Origin of the sequence: Microbacterium sp., from assembly GCF_035687345.1 — a bacterium.
Classification (GTDB): domain Bacteria; phylum Actinomycetota; class Actinomycetes; order Actinomycetales; family Microbacteriaceae; genus Microbacterium.
Window position 1 is genome coordinate 1 of record NZ_DASRXZ010000010.1, and the last position, 20585, is coordinate 20585.

Annotated in this window: 18 protein-coding genes and 1 tRNA gene; 14 read left to right on the top strand and 5 right to left on the bottom strand. The window is 71.2% G+C overall.

All coding sequences use genetic code 11. The features are described 5' to 3' along the window. The first annotated feature begins 19 nt into the window (after positions 1-19). Positions 20-1429, top strand: coding sequence for a dihydrolipoamide acetyltransferase family protein (locus VFF97_RS00860; RefSeq protein WP_325031625.1), 1410 nt, complete (start codon positions 20-22; stop codon positions 1427-1429). An 86-nt stretch (positions 1430-1515) separates the two neighbouring features. Here the strand turns inward: VFF97_RS00860 and VFF97_RS00865 are convergent, their stop codons facing one another. Continuing rightward, a complete protein-coding gene (locus VFF97_RS00865) occupies positions 1516-2112 on the bottom strand; it encodes a TetR/AcrR family transcriptional regulator (protein ID WP_325031603.1) in 597 nt (198 codons plus the stop codon). Between the two features lie 105 nt (positions 2113-2217). Here VFF97_RS00865 and VFF97_RS00870 point away from each other — a divergent pair, with 105 nt between their 5' ends. From VFF97_RS00870 to VFF97_RS00890, 5 genes are read left to right on the top strand one after another with little or no spacing between them, the layout of a single operon-like run. Beyond that, positions 2218-3822: a carboxyl transferase domain-containing protein gene (locus VFF97_RS00870; protein ID WP_325031604.1), complete on the top strand. Its 1605-nt coding sequence runs from the start codon at positions 2218-2220 to the stop codon at positions 3820-3822. A gap of 4 nt (positions 3823-3826) precedes the next feature. Further along, a complete protein-coding gene (locus VFF97_RS00875; protein ID WP_325031605.1) occupies positions 3827-5905 on the top strand; it encodes an acetyl/propionyl/methylcrotonyl-CoA carboxylase subunit alpha in 2079 nt (692 codons plus the stop codon). A gap of 24 nt (positions 5906-5929) precedes the next feature. Further along, positions 5930-7081: an acyl-CoA dehydrogenase family protein gene (locus VFF97_RS00880; protein WP_325031606.1), complete on the top strand. Its 1152-nt coding sequence runs from the start codon at positions 5930-5932 to the stop codon at positions 7079-7081. Positions 7082-7125: 44 nt separating this feature from the next. After that, a complete protein-coding gene (locus VFF97_RS00885; protein ID WP_325031607.1) occupies positions 7126-7626 on the top strand; it encodes a MaoC family dehydratase in 501 nt (166 codons plus the stop codon). Beyond that, positions 7623-8441, top strand: coding sequence for a CoA ester lyase (locus VFF97_RS00890; protein ID WP_325031608.1), 819 nt, complete (start codon positions 7623-7625; stop codon positions 8439-8441). Before VFF97_RS00885 ends, VFF97_RS00890 begins: the two co-directional genes overlap by 4 nt. A 111-nt stretch (positions 8442-8552) precedes the next feature. On the opposite strand, the gene VFF97_RS00895 is transcribed toward VFF97_RS00890, so the two are convergent. The 3 genes from VFF97_RS00895 to VFF97_RS00905 are packed head-to-tail and all read right to left on the bottom strand — an operon-like array spanning position 8553 to position 11165. Beyond that, on the bottom strand, positions 8553-9398 hold the full coding sequence (locus tag VFF97_RS00895) for a Sir2 family NAD-dependent protein deacetylase (RefSeq protein WP_414684206.1): 846 nt from the start codon (positions 9396-9398) through the stop codon (positions 8553-8555). 24 nt (positions 9399-9422) lie between these two features. Beyond that, entirely contained in the window at positions 9423-10262 is an 840-nt protein-coding gene (locus VFF97_RS00900; protein WP_325031609.1) for an RNA methyltransferase, read from the bottom strand. Positions 10263-10268: 6 nt separating this feature from the next. Next, on the bottom strand, positions 10269-11165 hold the full coding sequence (locus VFF97_RS00905; protein WP_325031610.1) for an SGNH/GDSL hydrolase family protein: 897 nt from the start codon (positions 11163-11165) through the stop codon (positions 10269-10271). A 120-nt stretch (positions 11166-11285) separates the two neighbouring features. Here VFF97_RS00905 and VFF97_RS00910 point away from each other — a divergent pair, with 120 nt between their 5' ends. The 5 genes from VFF97_RS00910 (at position 11286) to VFF97_RS00930 (ending at position 16848) form a co-directional block, all read left to right on the top strand. Next, positions 11286-13181 (top strand): DEAD/DEAH box helicase, encoded by a 1896-nt coding sequence (locus VFF97_RS00910; protein ID WP_325031611.1) that lies wholly within the window; start codon positions 11286-11288, stop codon positions 13179-13181. A gap of 133 nt (positions 13182-13314) precedes the next feature. Next, entirely contained in the window at positions 13315-14427 is a 1113-nt protein-coding gene (locus VFF97_RS00915) for a VIT1/CCC1 transporter family protein (RefSeq protein WP_325031612.1), read from the top strand. Positions 14428-14507: 80 nt separating this feature from the next. Continuing rightward, a tRNA-Leu gene (locus tag VFF97_RS00920) sits at positions 14508-14592 on the top strand. 60 nt (positions 14593-14652) lie between these two features. Next, positions 14653-15948: a M20/M25/M40 family metallo-hydrolase gene (locus tag VFF97_RS00925; RefSeq protein WP_325031613.1), complete on the top strand. Its 1296-nt coding sequence runs from the start codon at positions 14653-14655 to the stop codon at positions 15946-15948. Positions 15949-16017: 69 nt separating this feature from the next. Continuing rightward, a complete protein-coding gene (locus tag VFF97_RS00930; protein WP_325031614.1) occupies positions 16018-16848 on the top strand; it encodes an undecaprenyl-diphosphate phosphatase in 831 nt (276 codons plus the stop codon). A 28-nt stretch (positions 16849-16876) separates the two neighbouring features. Here the strand turns inward: VFF97_RS00930 and VFF97_RS00935 are convergent, their stop codons facing one another. Continuing rightward, on the bottom strand, positions 16877-17743 hold the full coding sequence (locus VFF97_RS00935) for a PAC2 family protein (RefSeq protein ID WP_325031615.1): 867 nt from the start codon (positions 17741-17743) through the stop codon (positions 16877-16879). Between the two features lie 121 nt (positions 17744-17864). Here VFF97_RS00935 and VFF97_RS00940 point away from each other — a divergent pair, with 121 nt between their 5' ends. Genes VFF97_RS00940 through VFF97_RS00950 form a run of 3 tightly spaced genes read left to right on the top strand, consistent with a single transcriptional unit; the run spans position 17865 to position 20585 of the window. After that, positions 17865-18545, top strand: coding sequence for an HAD family phosphatase (locus tag VFF97_RS00940; protein ID WP_325031616.1), 681 nt, complete (start codon positions 17865-17867; stop codon positions 18543-18545). Next, on the top strand, positions 18542-19585 hold the full coding sequence (locus VFF97_RS00945; protein ID WP_325031617.1) for a tRNA (adenine-N1)-methyltransferase: 1044 nt from the start codon (positions 18542-18544) through the stop codon (positions 19583-19585). The genes VFF97_RS00940 and VFF97_RS00945 overlap by 4 nt, the downstream gene beginning before the upstream one ends. A gap of 40 nt (positions 19586-19625) precedes the next feature. Then, a complete protein-coding gene (locus VFF97_RS00950) occupies positions 19626-20585 on the top strand; it encodes an FKBP-type peptidyl-prolyl cis-trans isomerase (RefSeq protein WP_325031618.1) in 960 nt (319 codons plus the stop codon).

Genomic DNA, 20585 nt, shown 5'->3' on the forward strand with positions numbered 1-20585 from the left:
GCGTGGGCGGTGGTGTGCTGTGATCCAGGAGTTCCTGCTCCCCGATCTCGGCGAGGGCCTTCCCGAGGCCGAGCTCGTCCAGTGGACGGTCGCCGAGGGCGACGAGGTCGCCCTGAACCAGACGATCGCCGAGGTCGAGACCGCCAAGGCCGTCGTCGAGCTGCCGTCCCCGTTCGCGGGCACCGTCCGCACGCTGCACGCGCAGGCGGGCGATGTCGTGCAGGTCGGCTCGCCGCTCATCACGTTCGACGTGGCAGGGGCCGAGGCATCCGCCCCGTCGCCCGAGGCCGAGGCGGTCGTCTCGACGCCGGCGGCGGACAAGTCGGATGCCGCAGCCGCCTCCGAGGAGAAGGCGCAGCCCAACCTCGTGGGCTACGGCGCCGCGCCGCGAGGCAGCGCGCGGCCGCAGCGCCGGGCGCGCTCGGTCGCGTCGCACGCGCCGGCCGGCAACGGCACCGACACCGCGGTGCTCGAAGCCGCACCGCACGACGCCATCCGCGTGGCGGAGCCCGAGCGTCCCGTCGAGCGGCCGCGCTCGACTCCGCCCGTGCGACGGTTCGCGAAGGACCTCGGGATCGACCTCGCGCTCGTCGAGGCATCCGGTGCGTCGGGCATCATCACGCGCGCCGACGTCGAGGCGTACGCCGCGCGCGTCGGCAAGCTGGCGGGCGTCGAGCCGATGACTCCGGATGCCGCGCCCGCGCCGCAGCCCGCGCGATCGACGGACAAGCGGACGACGCGAACCGCGATCCGAGGCGTCCGCAAGCACACCGCCGAGGCGATGGTGCGCAGCGCCTTCACGGCGCCCCACGTGACGACGTTCCTGACGGTCGACGTGACGGCCACGACCGAGCTCATCGAATCGTTCAAGGCCGACCGGTCGCTGCAGGAACACAAGATCGGCGTGCTCGCGGTCGCTGCGAAGGCCGTGTGTCTCGCGCTGCGCAAGCACCCCGAGCTCAACTCCAAGTGGGACGAGGGCGCGGGCGAGATCGTCGAGCACCACTACGTCAACCTCGGCATCGCGGCCGCCACCGGCCGCGGGCTCGTCGTTCCGAACATCAAGGACGCGCAGGACATGACGCTCGTGGAGCTCGCCGACGCGATCCGCGACCTCGCCGAGACGGCCCGTGCGGGCAAGACGGCGCCCGCCGACATGATGGGCGGCACCTTCTCGATCACGAACGTGGGTGTCTTCGGCGTCGACGCGGGCACCCCGATCCTCAACCCGGGGGAGGCGGGCATCCTCGCGGTCGGCGCGGTGCGCCGCCAGCCGTGGGAGCACCGCGGCGAGATCGCGTTGCGGGACGTGATGACCCTTGCGCTGTCGTTCGACCACCGCCTCGTCGACGGCGAGCAGGGGTCGAAGTTCCTCGTGGACGTGGGCGATGTGCTCCGCGAGCCGGGGCGCGCGATGGTGCTCGGCTGACTTCTCGGGAGAGGCGGCGGCGCACACCGGAAGGTCGTGCGTCGCCGCCTTCCGCGCTCGTCGGCGGTGACCGCTGCTCGCGGTGCTCAGGCGGTGAGGGCCGCGAGCGCCATCGACTCGAGGATCTGTGAGACGTCCTCGTCGGCGGGTGCGTCGCGCAGCGCGCGCACACTGTGCGGCGTCGAGTTGATGAGGCCGAAGCACGCGTGTGCGCGCACGCGCAGGTCGTTGAGGGGGCGATCCGGATGCACCGCCGCCAGCACCTCGATCCACAGCTCGACGTACTCACGCTGCAGGCGCCGCACGGCGTGGCGGTCCTCGTCGGCGAGGCTCGCGAGGTCGCGGTCCTGCACGCGGATGACGTCGGCATCGGCGAGGGCGAATGCGACGTGGAACTCGATGAGCGCGCGCAACTGTTCGGGCGGCGGCTCGCCCGACTCCACGACGGCGCGGCCGCCCGACAGCAGCCGTTCGCTCACGCTCACGAGGATCGCGCCGAGGAGCGCCTGCTTGTTCGCGAAGTGGCGGTAGACGGCCGGCCCGCTCACGCCGACGGCGGCGCCGAGCTCTTCGAGGCTCACTCCGCTGAAGCCACGTGCCGCGAACAGCCGGGCCGCCTCTTTGAGTAGAGCGGTCTGGCGGTCGGCCTTCGCGCGACCTCGCTCGGTGAGACCCCTTGCCATTTCAGTTAATCCTCGCTAACCTGATTGCTCAGTTAGTGAACACTAACCAGTCCCATCGCGCGGCGACAACCTGTGTGACGGAATCGTGACGTCGACGGAGATGACATGAGCGCCCTGACGACCCTGGTCGCCCACGACGCGGCATTCGCGCGAACACACGAGGCGCAGAGCGCGCTGGCCGAAGAGCTTCACGAGCGGCTCGCGAAGGCTGCTCGTGGCGGTCCGGAGGCGTCGCGTGAGCGCCACATCGCACGCGGCAAGCTGCTGCCGCGCGACCGTGTGAACCGCCTTCTCGACGAAGGCAGTCCGTTCCTCGAGGTCGCGCCGCTCGCGGCCGAAGGACTCTACGGTGGAGATGCTCCCGCCGCCGGCGTCATCGCCGGCATTGGCCTCGTGCACGGCCGGCATGTGATGGTCGTGTGCAACGACGCGACGGTAAAGGGCGGCACGTACTACCCGCTCACCGTCAAGAAGCACCTCCGCGCGCAGGAGATCGCACTCGAGAACCGGCTCCCGTGCGTCTACCTCGTCGACTCGGGTGGCGCTTTCCTGCCGAAGCAGGACGAGGTGTTCCCCGACCGCGACCACTTCGGTCGCATCTTCTTCAATCAGGCTCGCCTGTCGGCCGAGGGCATCCCGCAGATCGCCGCCGTGCTCGGTTCCTGCACGGCGGGAGGCGCCTACGTGCCGGCGATGAGCGACGAGACCGTCATCGTCCGCAATCAGGGCACGATCTTCCTCGGCGGCCCGCCGCTCGTGAAGGCAGCGATCGGCGAGGTCGTGACGGCCGAGGAGCTCGGCGGCGGAGAGCTGCATGCCCGCCGCTCCGGGGTCGTCGACCACCTTGCCGAAAACGACGAGCACGCCCTCGAGATCGTCCGCGACATCGTCGCGACGCTGCCGCCGCCCGACGGGCCTGCGTGGGATGTCATCGACGCCGCCGCACCGTCCGTCGATCCCGCCGACCTCTACGGGGTCGTGCCCGTCGACGTCAACCAGCCCTACGACGTGCGCGAGGTGATCGCGCGCCTCGTCGACGCGAGCGAGTTCCACGAGTTCAAGCGCGAGTACGGCGACACGCTCGTCACCGGCTTCGCGCGCATCCACGGGCATCCGGTCGGCATCGTCGCGAACAACGGCGTCCTGTTCGGCGAGTCCGCCCTCAAGGGCGCGCACTTCATCGAGCTGTGCGACCAGCGCGGCATCCCGCTCCTGTTCCTGCAGAACATCTCCGGGTTCATGGTCGGGCGCGACGCCGAAGCAGGCGGCATCGCGAAGGACGGCGCCAAGATGGTCACCGCCGTCGCGACGACGCGCGTCCCCAAGCTCACGGTCGTGATCGGCGGGTCCTTCGGCGCAGGCAACTACGCGATGTGCGGCCGCGCCTACTCGCCCCGGTTCCTGTGGACGTGGCCCGCGAGCCGCATCTCGGTCATGGGCGGGCCGCAGGCGGCATCCGTGCTCTCGACCGTCAAGGCCGACCAGCTCGCAGCGCGCGGCGAGGAGTGGAGCGATGACGACCGCGCAGACTTCGAAGCCCCCATCCGCGCCCAGTACGAGGAGCAGGGCAACCCCTACTACGCGACCGCCCGCCTGTGGGACGACGGCGTCATCGACCCTCTCGACACGCGCGATGTGATCGGCCTGGCGCTCGACGTCGTCTCGCGCACGCCCCTTCCCGAGCCGAAGTTCGGCGTCTTCCGGATGTGAGCCCATGAGCACCGACCCGACCCCTTCTGCCGGCTTCGGCACCGTCCTCGTCGCGAACCGCGGCGAGATCGCGCGACGCGTCGTTCGCACACTGCGCGGGCTCGGCATCCGCTCCGTCGCCGTCTACAGCGACGCCGACGCGAACGCGCCGCACGTGCGGGAGGCCGACGCCGCCGTGCGGATCGGGCCGGCCGCGGCACCCGAGTCGTACTTGAACATCGATGCCGTGATCGCCGCCGCGCGCGAGACCGGGGCGGAGGCGATCCATCCCGGCTACGGCTTCCTCGCCGAGAATGCCGCGTTCGCACGCGCGTGCGCCGACGCCGGGATCGTGTTCATCGGGCCGGGGGAGCGTGCGCTCGAGGTCATGGGCGACAAGATCCGCGCGAAGCAGCACGTCGCCGAGCACGGCGTGCCGACGGTGCCGGGTTTCTCGGCCGTCGGCATGACGGATGCGGCGATCGCCGACGCGGCGCGCGAGATCGGCTTCCCACTGCTCGTCAAACCGTCGGCCGGCGGCGGCGGGAAGGGCATGCAGGTCGTGCGCTCCGAGAGCGAGCTGCCCGAGGCTCTCGCCACCGCCCGCCGCGTCGCGACGGCGGCGTTCGGTGACGATTCGCTCCTGCTCGAGCGGCTCATCGAGCGTCCGCGGCACATCGAGGTGCAGGTGCTCGCCGACGGCCACGGCACGGTCGTCCATCTCGGTGAGCGCGAGTGCACGCTCCAGCGCCGCCACCAGAAGGTCGTCGAGGAGGCCCCGTCGCCCGTCATCGACGCTGCCACGCGCGAGCGCATCGGCGCGGCGGCGTGCGCAGCCGCGGCATCCGTCGACTATCGCGGCGCGGGCACGGTCGAGTTCCTCGTCGCAGCCGACCGGCCCGACGAGTTCTTCTTCATCGAGATGAACACGCGCCTGCAGGTCGAGCATCCCGTGACGGAGCTCGTGACCGGCATCGACCTCGTCGAGCAGCAGGTGCGCATCGCCGCGGGCGAGCCGCTTCCGTTCGCGCAGGAGGACGTGCACCTCGAAGGACACGCGATCGAAGCCCGCGTCTACGCCGAGAGCCCGGAGCGCGGCTTCCTGCCGTCGACGGGCGAGGTGCTGCTGTGGCGCGCCGCCGAGGGCGTACGGACGGATGCCGCGATCGAGACCGGCTCCACGGTGACGAGCGACTACGACCCGATGATCGCGAAGGTCATCGCGTTCGGCGCCGACCGGGCGGCGGCGCTCGACGCGCTGGACGCCGCGCTCGCCGAGACGGTCGTGCTCGGAGTCGAGACGAACACCGCGTTCCTGCGGGCGCTCATCGCCCATCCCGCCGTGCGGGAAGGAGACCTCGACACGGGCCTCATCGATCGTCTGCCGCCGTTCGAAGCGCCGGCGCCCGCGCGGGGAGCGCTTCGTGCCGCCGCGGCTCATGTGCGCGAGCGCACGACTTCCCGTCCAGCGCACGACAATGCCGCGTCGGCAGGTCGTGCAGTCGGCGCGAAGTCGTCCGCTCGAGGGGCAGCCGGCGGAGCGTGGCGCACGCTCCCGGGCTGGCGCGTGTCGGGCGAACCGGTGCTGCCGGTGCAGCGATTCCGCGTGGACGGGGGCGACATCGTCGAGGTGCGCGACGACGTCTCCGCCGGCACGACGAACACGGCGGATGCCGCGACCGCCCCCGACGGCGCCGTCTGGGTCCATGTCGACGGCGCAACCCATCGACTCCATCCCCTCACGCGCCGCGAGGCGATGGAAGTGCGGCTCGCCCAGCGCGGGCTCGAGGCCGGCGCATCCGATCCCGACCTCCGCGCCCCCATGCCGGGCGCCGTCGTCGCGATCCACGCCGCCGAAGGCGACGAGGTCGCCGCGGGTGACCGAATCGTCACGATCGAGGCGATGAAGATGGAGCACCCGCTGATCGCCGGACACGGCGGCGTGGTTCGGCTGCGCACCGTCGTCGGCGAGCAGGTGTCGCGCGATCAGGTGCTCGCGACCGTGACCGCGCACGCGGGAGAGACCACAGACCGAAACGCGTCCGCCGACGAACAGGGCGCGAACGGCGCATCCGTCACACCGACCGAGACCGCGGTCGGCTGACCGTCCATCCCACGAGGAGGAGCCATGGACCACCACAATCTCACCGACGACGAGCGCGAACTCGCCGCGATGGTGCGGGAGTTCGCCGAAGAGGTCGTCGCACCGCGCTCGTACGAGGCCGACCGCACCAAGACGCTGCCGCTCGACGTCGTCAGGCAGATGGGAGACCTCGGCCTGTTCGGCCTGCCGTTCCCCGAGGAGTACGGCGGACAGGGCGGCGACTACTTCGCGCTGTGCCTCGCGATCGAGGCGCTGGGCCGTGTCGACCAGTCGATCGCCATCACGCTCGAGGCGGGTGTGAGTCTCGGCGCGATGCCGATCTTCCGCTTCGGCACCGAGGAGCAGAAGCGCGAGCACCTTCCCGACCTCACCGCCGGCCGGGCTCTCGCGGGGTTCGGGCTCACCGAGCCGGAGGCGGGGTCCGACGCGGGGGCGACGCGTACGACCGCGCGCCTCGAGGACGGCGAATGGGTGATCGACGGGTCGAAGCAGTTCATCACGAACTCGGGCACCGACATCACCCGCTTCGTGACGGTCACGGCCGTCACGGGCCAGCAGGACGGCCGCAAGGAGATCTCGACGATCATCGTGCCCAACGGCACGCCCGGCTTCACCGTCGAGCCCGCATACGACAAGGTCGGCTGGAACGCGTCGGACACGCATCCGCTGACGTTCCAGGGAGCGCGTGTTCCCGAGCACAACCTGCTGGGGGAGCGCGGCCGTGGTTTCGCGAACTTCCTGCACATCCTCGACGAGGGCCGCATCGCGATCGCCGCCCTCGCGACGGGCGCCGCCGAGGGCTGCCTCGAGGCCGCCGTCGACTACGCGAACAAGCGCGTCGTGTTCGGCGACACGCTGTCCAAGCGGCAGGGCATCCAGTTCACGATCGCGCGGATGCAGGCGCGCGTGCACAACGCCCGCCTCGCGTGGCACCACGCGGCGCGCCTCCGCGACGCGGGCAAGCCGTTCAAGACCGAGGCGGCCATCGCGAAGCTCACCGCGAGCGACGCCGCGATGGACAACGCGCGCGACGCGACGCAGATCTTCGGCGGAAACGGCTTCATGAACGAGTTCCCCGTCGCGCGCCACTACCGCGACTCGAAGATCCTCGAGATCGGCGAGGGCACGAACGAGGTGCAGCTCCTCGTGATCTCGCGCGCTCTGGGACTCGAGTGAGCGGCACGTCGAACTCCGGGCGCTCCGACGGTAGCGTGGCGAAGGTGACCGGGGATCCCATCGTGCAGCGCGGGCTCTACTACGACGAGCTCGAGGTCGGTGCGCGCTACGTGCACCGACCGGGCCGCACCGCGACCGAGGCCGACAACGTGCTGTTCTCGACCCTGACGATGAACACGCAGGCACTGCACCTCGACGCCGCGTACTCCGAGTCGCGTCCGTTCGGGCAGCGGCTCATGAACTCGATGTGGACGCTGTCCACGATGGTCGGGGCATCCGTCTCGCAGCTCACCCAAGGCACGCTCGTCGCGCAGCTCGGCATGACCGACATCTCGTTCCCCGCGCCGCTCTTCCATGGCGACACCCTCTACACCGAGACCGAGGTCGTCGAGAAGCGCCTGTCGAAGTCGCGCCCGGGGCAGGGCATCGTGACGCTGCGGCATACCGGACGCAACCAGCACGGCGAGGTGGTCGGCGTCGCGACGCGCACAGCGCTCATGTGGTGCGCTCCGTCGACCGAGGAGAGTCCGGGAGGGGTCACGTGACCGGAACGCCGTTCGATCTCGGCCCTGCGCTGCTGTTCTGCCCCGCGGACCGCCCCGAGCGGTTCGAGAAGGCGCTCGAACGCTCTGACGGCGTGATCCTCGATCTCGAGGACGCCGTGAGTCCGGATGCCAAGGCGGCGGCCCGGGGCGCGGTCATCGAGTCCGAGCTCGACCCCTCGCGCGTCATCGTGCGGGTCAATCCGCTCGACAGCGACGCGATCGTCGCCGACCTGTCGTCGCTGTCGCAGACCGACTACCGGACGATCATGGTGGCCAAGGCGGAGTCTCCCAAGCGGATCGGCCGGCTCGACCCGCGCTTCCGTGTGATCGCGCTGTGCGAGACCGCGCGCGGCGTGCAGGCTGCCGAGCGCATCGCGGCGCTCGACAACGTCGTGGGGCTCATGTGGGGTGCGGAAGACCTCGTCGCGTCGCTCGGCGGCACCGCGAGCCGCAACAACCGCGGACGGTACCGCGATGTGGCGCGGTATGCGCGCAGCCGGGTGCTCATCGCCGCGGGAGCGCGACGCAAGGCGGCGATCGACGCCGTGCACCTCGACATCGCCGACCTCAAGGGCCTGCGACGCGAGGCGCGCGACGCCGCCGCGAGCGGCTTCACCGCCACCGCGTGCATCCACCCGAGCCACGTGTCGGTGATCCGCGAGGCGTACCGTCCCGACGAGGACCTCCTCGCGTGGGCGCAGGGCGTGCTCGCCGCCGCCGAGGGGCAGCGCGGCGTGTTCCGGCACGAGGGGCGCATGGTCGACGAGCCCGTGCTCCGTCACGCGCGCGGGATCGTGCGCCGCGCCGAGACCTGAGCGGGTCTGCGGCGGGACCGTAGGCGATGGATCGCACGGAGGACGCGCGACCGCGCATCCGTCCTCTCTCCGCGCCATCTCCTGCGCTCAGTACGGCAAGCGAAGCCGAGGTCAACTCCCGAGCGCATCGGCGAGAGCCGCGAGCACCTCGCTCGTGCCCGCGTCGATCTTCACGGTGGCGCGGGCGTCGCCGCGCGTGACTCCGCGGTTGACGATGACCACCGGCATCCGTCGCCGCCGTGCCCGCTCGAGCAGCCGGATGCCCGAGTTCACGACGAGCGACGAGCCGGCGATCACGAGCGCGTCGCTCGCATGTACGAGCTGCTCGGCCTCACGGAACTTCTCGGCCGGGATGAACTCGCCGAAGAACACCACGTCGGGCTTGAGCACGCCCCTGCACACGGTGCACGACGGGACGCGGAAGCCCTCCCAGCTCTCGGGGAGCACATCGCCGTCGGGTCCGAGCTTGACGTTCTCGGGCACGACGATCCACGGGTTGTCGGCCTCGACGCGCACGGCCAGATCGCGCCGGTCGAACACCTGTCCGCAGTGCGTGCAGAACACACGGCGCATGGTGCCGTGCAGCTCGACGACGCGGCGGCTGCCCGCGCGTACGTGGAGCCCGTCGACGTTCTGGGTGATGACGCCCGACACGATGCCGCGCTCCTCGAGGCTCGCGATCGCGCGATGGCCTGCGTTCGGCTCGGCGGCCGCGAAGGCGCGCCAGCCGAGGTGGCTGCCGACCCAGTACCGCCGACGGGCGGCGTCGCTCGAGAGGTACTGATCCACGGTCATGGGCGTGCGTCGGGGCGCGCCCTCGCCGCGGTAGTCGGGGATGCCGGAATCGGTCGACACGCCCGCTCCTGTGAGCACGGCGACTCGACGCCCCGACAACGCGGCGATCGCCGCGTCGAGCTGCTGCGCGGGAAGCGCGGCAAGGTGCGTTGCGATGCTCACGGATCACCCCCTCCGCTCGCGAGTCTAGGTCCCGTCGTTTTCGGGCATGTTACGCCGGTCTCGGGCGGTGAGCTCCCACAGCGCGACGGCCGAGGCCGCGGCGACGTTGAGCGAGTCGACGCCGCTGCGCATGGGGATCGTGACGGTCACATCGGCCGCATCGAGCGCCGCGCGGCTGAGCCCGTCGCCTTCGGCGCCCAGCAGAAGTGCGACCTTGGGCGGTGCATCTGCCGCGAACGTGTCGAGCGGCACGGCGTCGTCGGCCAGCGCCAGTGCGGCGAGCCGGAAGCCCGCGTCGTGCAGCAGCTCGCGCGCATCCGGCCATTCGGGGATGCGCGTCCACGGCACCTGGAACACCGTGCCCATGCTCACCCGCACACTCCGCCGGTAGAGCGGGTCGGCGCAGCGCGGGCTCACGAGCACCGCGTCCGCCCCGAGCCCGGCGGCACCGCGGAAGATCGCGCCCACGTTCGTGTGGTCCACGATGTCGTCGAGCACCACGACCACACGCGCCCCCTCGACGATCTCGCCCACCGTCGCGAGCGGCGGACGGCGCATCGCCGCAAGGGCTCCGCGGTGCACGACGTACCCCGTGAGGTGCTCGGCGACCTCCGCGGGCACGACATAGACCGGGGCATCCGGATGCGGCGCCGCCAGCCGCTCGATGTCGGGAAGCCACTTGTCCTGCACGAGGAAGGAGCGCGGTGCGTGGCCCGCCGCGAGGGCGCGTGCGATGACCTTCGACGACTCCGCGATGTACAGCCCGCCTTCGGGCTCGAGCACACGGCGCAGCGCGACATCGGTGAGATCGCGATAGTCGGCCAGCCGCGCATCGGCGGGGTCGTCGACGCGCACGACCGGCATGGCGCCCTATGCCCGGTCGTCGCGTGCGGAGGCGGTGTCGCCGGCGGACGCGGTGGGCCGGGGCGCGCCGTCGTCCTTGCCCGGTGCGAGCGTCGTCACGGGGAGCGGCGACGGGCGCTTGGCCGTGATGTTGTCACCGGACGACTGGTGGCGCAGGCGTCGCAGCACCCACGGCACGAGGTGCTCGCGCGCCCACACGAGGTCGTGCGCGCGCGCCTCGCGCCACGTGCGGCGTGGCAGCGGATCGGGCTGCATGGGTTGCAGGTCGTTCGGCACGTTGAGCGCGCGCAGCACCATGCGGGCGACCTCGTGGTGACCGAGCGAGTTCAAGTGGAGCCGGTCGTCATCGAAGAACCGCGGGTCCTGGATCTCCTTGAGGGCCCACTGGTCGGCGACGATGCAGTCGTGGCGATCGGCGATCGCGCGGAGGTTCTCGTTGTAGATCGCGATCTTGCCGCGGAAGGGACGGAACACCGGCGTGAAGTTCGTGTCGATGCCCGTGAACACGACGACCGTCGCGCCGGTGCTGCTGAGCCGGATCACCGCGTCCTCGAACTGACCCGCGATCTCGTCGGGGTCGGTGCCGGGCCGGATCACGTCGTTGCCGCCGGCGCAGAACGTGATGAGGTCGGGCTTGAGCTCGAGCGCCGGATCGACCTGCTCGGCGACGATCTGGGCGATGAGCTTGCCGCGCACCGCGAGGTTCGCGTACGCGAAGTCGTCGACCTGCTGCGAGAGCACCTCTGCGACGCGGTCCGCCCACCCCCGATGCCCGCCCGGGCTGTTCGGCTCGGGGTCGCCGATGCCCTCGGTGAACGAGTCGCCGAGCGCGACGTAGCGGCGCCATGGGTGGGGCTGCGCGTTCGCGACGTACGGAGTGCGCGGATCGTCTTCGTTCGTCATTCCTCTTCCTCGCTTGTGGCCGGTTACGAGGTTAGCCCTCGCTGCGGACGTCGGCGTCGAGGCGTCGCCGGGCTCGTCTATCGTGGTGACTCGTTGTGCCGAGACGAGGGGAGGGCGTCGATGGACGACGAGGCGCTGGTCGCCGATCGCGCGACCGACACCGAGTCGCCTGACCACAGACATGCGGATGCCGCGGACCACGGCACCCGTCACATCGGGTCCTTCGCCGCCGAGCACCTGTCGCCGTCGTTCCCGCAGCGCGCCCCGTGGGGCACCGCGCAGCGCCTCCGGGCATGGCAGGCGGAGGCCCTCGACCTGTACTTCGGCCTCGACGGCCCGGACGGCCCCGGCGCGGGGCCGCGCGACTTCCTCGCCGCCGCGACCCCCGGCGCCGGAAAGACGACGTTCGCACTCCGACTCGCGAGCGAGCTGCTGCGCCGCCGCGTCGTCGACCGGATCATCGTCGTCGCGCCCACCGAGCACCTCAAGACCCAATGGGCGGATGCGGCCGCCCGTGTGTCGATCCGCCTCGACCCGGCCTTCTCGAACCGCCACGTCGCCCCCGCGAGGCACTACCACGGGGTGGCCGTCACCTACGCGCAGGTCGCGGTCAAGGCATCCGTCCATCAGCGCCTCACGCTCGATGCGCGCACGCTGGTCATCCTCGATGAGGTGCACCACGGCGGCGACGCGCTCAGCTGGGGCGACGCGCTGCGCGAGGCCTACTCGCGCGCGACCCGGCGTCTGCTGCTGTCGGGCACGCCGTTCCGCAGCGACACCGCGCCGATCCCGTTCGTCGAGTACCACCCCGACGAGAAGGGCATCCGCGTCTCGCGCACCGACTACAGCTACGGCTACGCGCGTGCTCTCGAAGACGGCGTCGTGCGTCCGGTCATCTTCCTCGTGTACGCGGGCTCGATGCGCTGGCGCACGAAGACCGGCGACGAGATGGAGGCGCAGCTCGGGCAGGACAACACGAAAGACGTCACCGCCCAGGCGTGGCGCACGGCGCTCGACCCGGCGGGCGAGTGGATCCCGGCCGTGCTGCGGTCGGCCGACCGGCGCCTCACCGAGGTGCGCGAGCAGGTCCCGGATGCGGGCGGCCTCGTCATCGCGACGGATCAGACCGCGGCGCGCGCGTACGCCGAGATCCTGCGCGGCATCACCGGCGAGACGCCGACGATCGTGCTCTCCGACGAGGCGGAGGCGTCGGCGCGCATCGAGCAGTTCTCCCAGGGCACGTCGCGGTGGATGGTCGCGGTGCGCATGGTGTCGGAGGGTGTCGACGTTCCGCGTCTGTGCGTCGGCGTCTACGCGACGAGCGCCTCGACGCCGCTGTTCTTCGCGCAGGCGATCGGCCGCTTCGTGCGTGCGCGTCGCCGTGGTGAGACCGCGAGCGTGTTCCTGCCGAACGTTCCGCAACTGCTCGCACTGGCGAACGAGCTCGAGCGTCAGCGGGATCACGCACTCGACCGCGACACCGACGGCGGCGACGAGTGGAACGCTGAAGAGGACCTGCTCGCCGCGGCGGAGCGGGAGGACAAGGCATCCGATGCCCTCACCGAGGAGTTCGCGTTCCAAGCCCTCGGATCCGCCGCGCATTTCGACCGCGTGCTCTACGACGGGCGCGAGTTCGGGCAGCTCGCCGTGCCGGGAACGCCCGAGGAGGAGGAATTCCTCGGCCTGCCCGGCCTGCTGGAGCCCGAGCACGTGCATGAACTGCTCATGCAGCGCCAGGCGCGCCAGGGGAGGCACCGCAAGGCGCGCGAAGCGCGGCAGGGAAACGCAGGAGCCCCGGTGGAGCCGGCGCCGCCGCCCGCGCTTCATCGCACCCTCAAGGAGCAGCGACAGCTCCTGAACAGCCTCGTGGGGCTCTACGCGCGCCAGTCGGGGGAGCCGCACGGCGCCGTGCACGCCGAGCTTCGGCGGATCTGCGGAGGACCCCCCGTCGCGCAGGCGACCGTCGCGCAGCTGCAGGCGCGCATCGATGTGCTGCGCAAGCGCGTCCGCTCCTGATCCACCCTGCCGTTCCGAGGGCCCGTTCGGAGCCCCGAAATGCTGTCAATCCGCGAGATTCCGGGCCTCGGTGGGGCGCCCACGGCTAGCGTGGAGGCGATCCCCGGACCCGACGATCCTCAGAGGAGGACCCTTGAGCGCGCCCGCCGCCGACCGTCCCGCGCCGTCGCCCGCGCCCAGTGAGCGCGACCGCAGGCGCTGGGCGCGGTTCCTCGTCGACGAGCGCGCGGAGGCGCGCCTGTATCGGCAGCTGGCGAGCCGGCGCACGGGGGAGGAGCGTGCGATCCTCGAAGCCCTCGCCGACGCGGAGGGCCGCCACGAGGCGCACTGGCTCGCGTTGCTGGGCGGCGAGCCCAAGCGCCTCCCGCGACGGAGCCTCGACACGGTCGTCCTCGGCTGGATGGCGAAGCGCTTCGGATGGATCTTCGTGCTCGCGCTCGCCCAGAACGCCGAGCGGAGGTCGCCGTACGACGACGAGCCGTTCGCGACGGCCGCGATGGCCGCGGACGAGAAGATTCACGGCGAGGTCATCCGCACCCTCGCCGCTCGCGGCCGCCGCCGCCTGTCCGGCACCTTCCGCGCGGCGGTCTTCGGCGCGAACGACGGCCTCGTCTCGAACCTCGCCCTCGTGATGGGCATCGGCGCGACGGGTGTCGCGCCTCAATTCGTGCTCTTCAGCGGTGTCGCGGGCCTCCTCGCGGGCGCCCTGTCGATGGGTGCGGGCGAGTTCGTGTCGGTCCGCTCGCAGCGCGAGCTGCTCTCGGCGACCGAGCCGAACGACGACGCCCAGCACGCCCTCGTCGACCTCGACCTCGACGCGAACGAGTTGGCTCTCGTCTATCGGGCGAGGGGCATGAGCGAAGCGGATGCCACGGCCCGCGCCCGCCGCGTGATCCAGGTCGCCCAGGGCGCGGAGGCGGCCTCCGCCGTCACGGGGCCGATCCGCACACACGACGACAACGAGGTGGTCGGGCGCGCATGGGGTGCGGCGATCTCGAGCTTCCTGTTCTTCGCCTCCGGCGCGATCATCCCGGTGCTGCCGTGGATCGTCGGACTGAGCGGCCTCGCGGCGGTGATCACGGCTCTCGTGCTCGTCGGGATCGCTCTCCTGCTCACCGGTGCGACGGTCGGTGTGCTGTCGGGCGGGCCGCCGCTGAAGCGCGCGCTCCGCCAGCTTGCGATCGGCTACGGCGCGGCGGCGGTCACGTACGCGCTCGGACTGCTGTTCGGCGTGACACTGGGCTGACCGCGACGGGCCGCTCGATTCGTTCCGGAGCGCCGAACGTGATATCGTCGATCCTCGGTTGCGAAACCGAAAACCACCTCGCGCGGGTGGCGGAATAGGTAGACGCGCTAGCTTGAGGTGCTAGTGCCCGTATAGGGCGTGGGGGTTCAAGTCCCCCCTCGCGCACGAACCGGAGAAGGCCCCCGAAAGGGGGCCTTCTTTCGTCGGAACGATAGGTTGGAGCGCATGCCCGAAGCCCCCCTTCCCGAGGTGGTCGAGGTCGCGCGAGACCTCATCCGCTTCGACACCACGAACTACGGCGGCGGCCGCTCGAAGGGCGAGCGTGAGGCGGCCGAGTACGTCGGCGCCTACCTCGAGTCGATCGGCCTGACCCCCGAGTACTACGAGCCGATACCGCGGCGCACGAACGTCATGGCGCGCGTCCCCGGTCGCGACCGCTCCAAGCCGGCGCTCGTGCTGCACGGACACCTCGACGTCGTCCCGGCGATCGCCGAGGACTGGAGCGTCGACCCGTTCGCGGGCGAGATCAAGGACGGACTGCTGTGGGGCCGGGGCGCCGTCGACATGAAGGACATGGATGCCATGATCCTCACGTCGGTCGCCGACATCCTGCGCGCGGGGGATCAGCCTGAGCGCGACCTCGTCCTCACGTTCTTCGCCGACGAGGAGAACGGGGGAGTGGAAGGCTCGGCGCTCGTCGTCCGCGACCGCCCCGAGTGGTTCGCGGGCGCGACCGAGGCGATCAGCGAGGTCGGCGGGTATTCGATCACCGCCGGCGGCCGCCGGGCGTACCTGCTTCAGACGGGCGAGAAGGCCCTCATCTGGATCCGGCTCGTCGCGCGCGGCATCGCCGCCCACGGCAGCCGCTTCCACCCCGAGAACGCCATCACGCGGCTCGCCGAGGCGGTTGCGGCGCTCGGTCGCACCGAGTGGCCCATGCGCCTCACCGACACGACGCGCGAGCTCCTCGACGGCCTCGCGACGCTGACGGGCGCATCCGCCGACGATCCGGATGCCCTCGCCGACGCGACGGGTGCGGCATCCGGATTCATCCGCTCGACGCTGCGCACGACCACGAACCCGACCGGTCTCACCGCCGGGTACAAGCACAATGTGATCCCGGACCGGGCCGAAGCGCTCATCGACGTGCGCGTGCTCCCCGGCACCGAGGAGGCCGCCCTCGCCGACATCCGTCGCATCGTGGGCGACGACGTCGAGGTCGAGGTCGTCGTGCAGGACATCGGTCTCGAGGTCCCGTTCGAGGGCGCCCTCGTCGACGCCATGGTCGCGGCGCTCGGCCGTCACGACCCCGGCACGCCGGTCATCCCGTATCTCATGGGCGGCGGCACCGACAACAAGGCGCTCTCGCGCCTGGGCATCGCCGGCTTCGGCTTCGCACCGCTGCGACTGCCCGCCGACCTCGACTTCACCGGCATGTTCCACGGTGTCGACGAGCGCGTGCCCATCGACGCCCTCGTGTTCGGCAAGACTGTCCTCACCGACCTCCTTCGCACCTACTGACTCCCGTCGCCGCGCGCGACACGACATGACGGATGCCCCGCCCGCGGCATCCCGCACCGAAAGGCGTGCATGCAGCATCTGTTCGAGGCGATCATCCTGGGGCTCGTCCAGGGTCTCACCGAGTTCCTCCCCGTGTCGTCGAGCGCGCACCTGCGCATCGTGGGGGAGTTCCTGCCGAGCGCCGAGGATCCCGGCGCGGCGTTCACCGCCATCACGCAGATCGGCACCGAGGCGGCCGTCGTCGTCTTCTTCTGGCGCGACATCGTCCGCATCATCGGCGCGTGGTTCAAGGCGCTGTTCGGCCGCATTCCGCGCAACGACCCCGACGCGCGGCTCGGTTGGCTCATCATCATCGGCAGCATCCCGATCGTGGTGCTCGGTCTGCTGTTCCAAGACCAGATCGAGACCGTGTTCCGCTCGCTGTGGCTCGTCGCCGGCATGCTCATCCTCTTCGGCGTGCTGCTCGGCATCGCCGACCACATCGGCGCGAAACGGCGCAGGCTCCAGGACATCACCGTGCCGCACGGCATCATCTACGGGTTCGCGCAGGCGCTCGCCCTCATCCCCGGCGTCTCACGCTCGGGCGGCACGATCACGGCGGGCCTGCTCATGGGGTACGAGCGGTCCGCTGCCGCGCGGTACGCGTTCCTGCTCGCGATCCCGGCGGTGTTCGGAAGCGGCTTCTACCAGCTCTTCAAGAGCTGGGACGAGCCGGGCGTCTTCACCCTCGGCGAGACGGCCATCGCGACGATCGTCGCGTTCCTGGTGGCGCTCGGCGTGATCGCGTTCTTCATGAACTGGATCTCGAAGCACAGCTTCCTGCCGTTCGTCGTCTACCGTGTCGCGCTCGGCTCGACGATCCTCGTGCTGCTGAGCACGGGAGTGCTCCAACCGCTCTGACGCGGCGGCGCGGGCGCGAGGCGGCGCGTCAGCGGCGCGGAGGCTCGTCGCGACCGGGCTTAGCGGGCCCGTCCCCGCGGCGGCGCAGGTAGCGCTCGAACTCCTGGGCGATGGCATCGCCGGATGCCTCGGGCGAGTCCCACGTGTCGCGCGTGCGCTCGAGCTGGCGGATGTATTCCGTCATCTCCTCGTCGTCCGCCGCGGCCGCGTCGATCGACGCCTCCCACGCGGCCGCCTCGGTCGCGAGCGTGCCGCGATCGACCGGTGCGCCGGTGAGGTCCTCGAGCCGATCGAGCAGGGCGAGCGTCGCCTTCGGGGACGGCGTGTGCCCCGCGACGTAGTGGGGCACGCTGGCCCACAGGCTCGCGGAGGGGATGCCCGCGGCATCCGCTGCATGCGACAGGACACTCAGGATGCCGACGGGTCCTTCGTATGTGCTGCGCTCGAGACCCAGCGACTGGCGCACCTTCTCGCTGTCGCTGCCGGCGAACACGGAGATCGGGCGCGTATGCGGCACGTCGGACATCATGGAGCCGAGGCTCACGAACCCCGTGACGTCCTCGCGCAGCGCGACGTCGATGAGCTCGCTCGCGAACGCCTGCCAGGCGCGAGCCGGCTCGACGCCCGTGAGCAGCCACAGTTGCGTGCCGCGCGTCGCATGCACGGGACGGTGGATCGTCGCCTCGGGCCACTTCAGCCGGCGCCGGCCTTCTCCGTCGATCTCGACGTGCGGGCGCGTGTACTGGTAGTCGAAGTACAGCTCGGGGTCGACGGAGTAGACGGGTTCGTACGATCCGCTCGTCTTCAGCTGCGCGATGGCGGACGAAGCGGCCTCACCGGCGTCGTTCCATCCGTCGAACGCGGCGACGAGCACTCGGCGTCCCAGTCCGTCCACGCGACCTCCTCCGACCGAGGCGCCCGCCGTCGGTCAGTTCCAGGATAGGCGTCGAGGCCGACGACCGGGCCGCTCCCGTTCCGACGGCGGGCCCCGGAGGGCCCCTCGTTAGGATTGAGCGGTGAACCACCGCCTCCCCGCCGCCGTCCTGTGGGACATGGACGGCACCCTCGTCGACACCGAGCCGTACTGGATCGCCGCCGAGACGCCGCTCGTCGAGAGCTTCGGCGGGTCGTGGTCGCACGAGCAGTCGCTCCGGCTCGTCGGGCTCGGCCTCGACGACGCCGCGCGCATCTTCCAGGACGCGGGCGTGCGCATGAGCGTCGACGACATCGTGAACCACCTGACCGACGAGGTGCTGACGCAGCTGTCGACGAAGGGCGTCCCGTTCCGCCCGGGTGCACGTGCCCTGCTCGCGAGCCTCCGTGAGGCGGGGGTGCGGACGGCGCTCGTGACGATGTCGCTGCGCCGCATGGCGCAGTCGGTCGTCGACCTCATCGACTTCGCGGCGTTCGACGTCATCGTCGCGGGCGACGACGTCGCCCGCCCCAAGCCGCACCCCGATCCGTACCTGCGCGCGAGTGAGCTGCTGGGGGTCGACCCCGCCGACACGATCTCGATCGAGGACTCGCCCAACGGACTGCGGTCGGCCGTCGCCGCCGGCACGGTCGCGATCGGCGTCCCGAACATGATCGGCCTCGAGGGCACGGGCGCCCACGCCCTGTGGCCGACGCTCGAGGGCCGGACCGCCGACGACATCGCCGCGCTGCACGGATCTCACTTCCGAGGAGTCCGCCGATGACCGACGAACCGCTGGCAGAGAACCGGATGCCGCATCCCGCGTCCCGCCCGAGCGGTCCGTTCCGTGCAGGCGACCGGGTGCAGCTGACAGGCCCGAAGGGCCGCCTGCACACGATCACGCTGCGCCCCGGCGGCGAGCTGCACACTCACCACGGCGTGCTCAAGCACGAGCAGCTCATCGGGCTGCCGGACGGCTCGGTGGTCGCCAACAGCGGCGGGCACGAGTACCTCGCGCTGCGACCGCTGCTGCGCGATTTCGTCATGTCGATGCCTCGCGGCGCGGCGATCGTCTACCCGAAGGACGCGGCGCAGATCCTCGCCGAGGCGGACGTCTTCCCCGGCGCGACGGTCGTCGAGGCGGGCGTGGGCTCGGGCGCGCTCTCACTGTGGCTGCTGCGGGCGGTCGGCGCATCCGGGCGTCTCCTCTCGTTCGAGCGCCGTGCCGACTTCGCGGAGGTCGCGAAGGCGAACGTCGAGACGTTCTTCGGCGAGATGCCCCGCAATTGGGACGTGGTCGTCGGCGACCTGGTTGAAGCGCTCCCCGAGACGGTGGCTGCGGCATCCGTCGATCGTGTGATCCTCGACATGCTCGCGCCGTGGGAGTGCATCGACGCCGTGGCCGACGCGCTCACACCGGGCGGGGTGGTCGTCTGCTACGTCGCGACGGCGACGCAGCTGAGCCGCGTCGCGGAGTACATCCGCAACACCGGGTTGTTCACCGAGCCCGACGCGAGCGAGACGATGGTGCGCGGATGGCACGTCGAGGGCCTCGCGGTGCGTCCCGACCACCGCATGGTGGCCCACACCGGGTTCCTGCTGTGGGCGCGCCGGCTCGCACCGGGTGCGATCCCGCCCGAGCGCAAGCGCCGTGCGTCGAAGTCGAGTTACAGCGACGAGGACGTCGAGCTGTGGACTCCCGGAGCCGTCGGAGACCGCGAGATCACCGACAAGAACCTGCGCAAGCGCGTACGCGAGGCGCAGCGCGCCGCGGAGGGTGCGCGGCAGGCGGCCGCGGCGGACGAGACCGGGGCAGCCGAGTAGGGCGTGAGGGGCGGCGTGCGATGCCGCCTAGACTGTTCCGGTGCGCAAGATCCCCGTTGCCCTCACGGTCGTCGCCCTCGCAGCCGTCGGTCTGACCGGATGCTCCCAGTCCGCCGCAGACGCGTGCCCCCGCCCGTCCGCCGATCCCGAGGTGGCGAAGCTCGTCACGGTGACCGGCGATCAGGAGGACGTGCCGCGCGTGAAGGTCTACACACCGCTGCACACTGACGAGCTCGTCGTGGACGACGTCGTGCGCGGTGAGGGCGCCCCGATCACGACGGCCGATCAGGTGGCGGTCGTCGACATCTCGGTCATCAGCGCCGAGACGGGGGAGGAGATCGTCTCCACGCCGTACGACGGCGATCTGTCACGGGCGTTCGCGGTCTCGCGATGGGAGCAGACGTTCCCCACGTTCGACCGGATCGTCGAGTGCGCGACCGAGGGCTCGCGCATCGTCGCGGCTCTTCCGCCGGGTGACGTCGCGCCCGAGGCCGCGGCGAGCTTCGGCATGTCGGAGGACGACTCGGTGGTCGTCGTGGTCGACGTGCGCAAGGTGTTCCTGCCCCGCGCCGACGGCGCGGACCAGTTCAACGCCGACCGCGGCGTGCCGAGCGTCGTGCGCGCGCCGAACGGTCGCCCGGGCATCATCGTGCCGGACGGCGCCGCGCCGTCGGAGCTGGTCGTCCAGACGCTCAAGAAGGGCGACGGCGAGGCGATCTCGTCGGATGCGCCCTTCCGCGCGCACTACACCGGGCTCACGTGGGACGACCGCGAGGTGTTCCAGACGACGTGGGACGGCGAGCCGGCCTCGCTCACGCTCGACTCGCTCGTCCCCGGCGTCGCCGAAGCGCTCGATGGTGCGACCGTGGGGTCGCAGGTGCTCGTCGTGGTGCCGCCCGAGCTCGGGTACGGCGACGAGGACCAGGCGGGCATCCCCGCCGGATCGACGCTCGTTTTCGTGTTCGACATCCTCGGCATCGACGCGGTTCCGGCCGAGTAG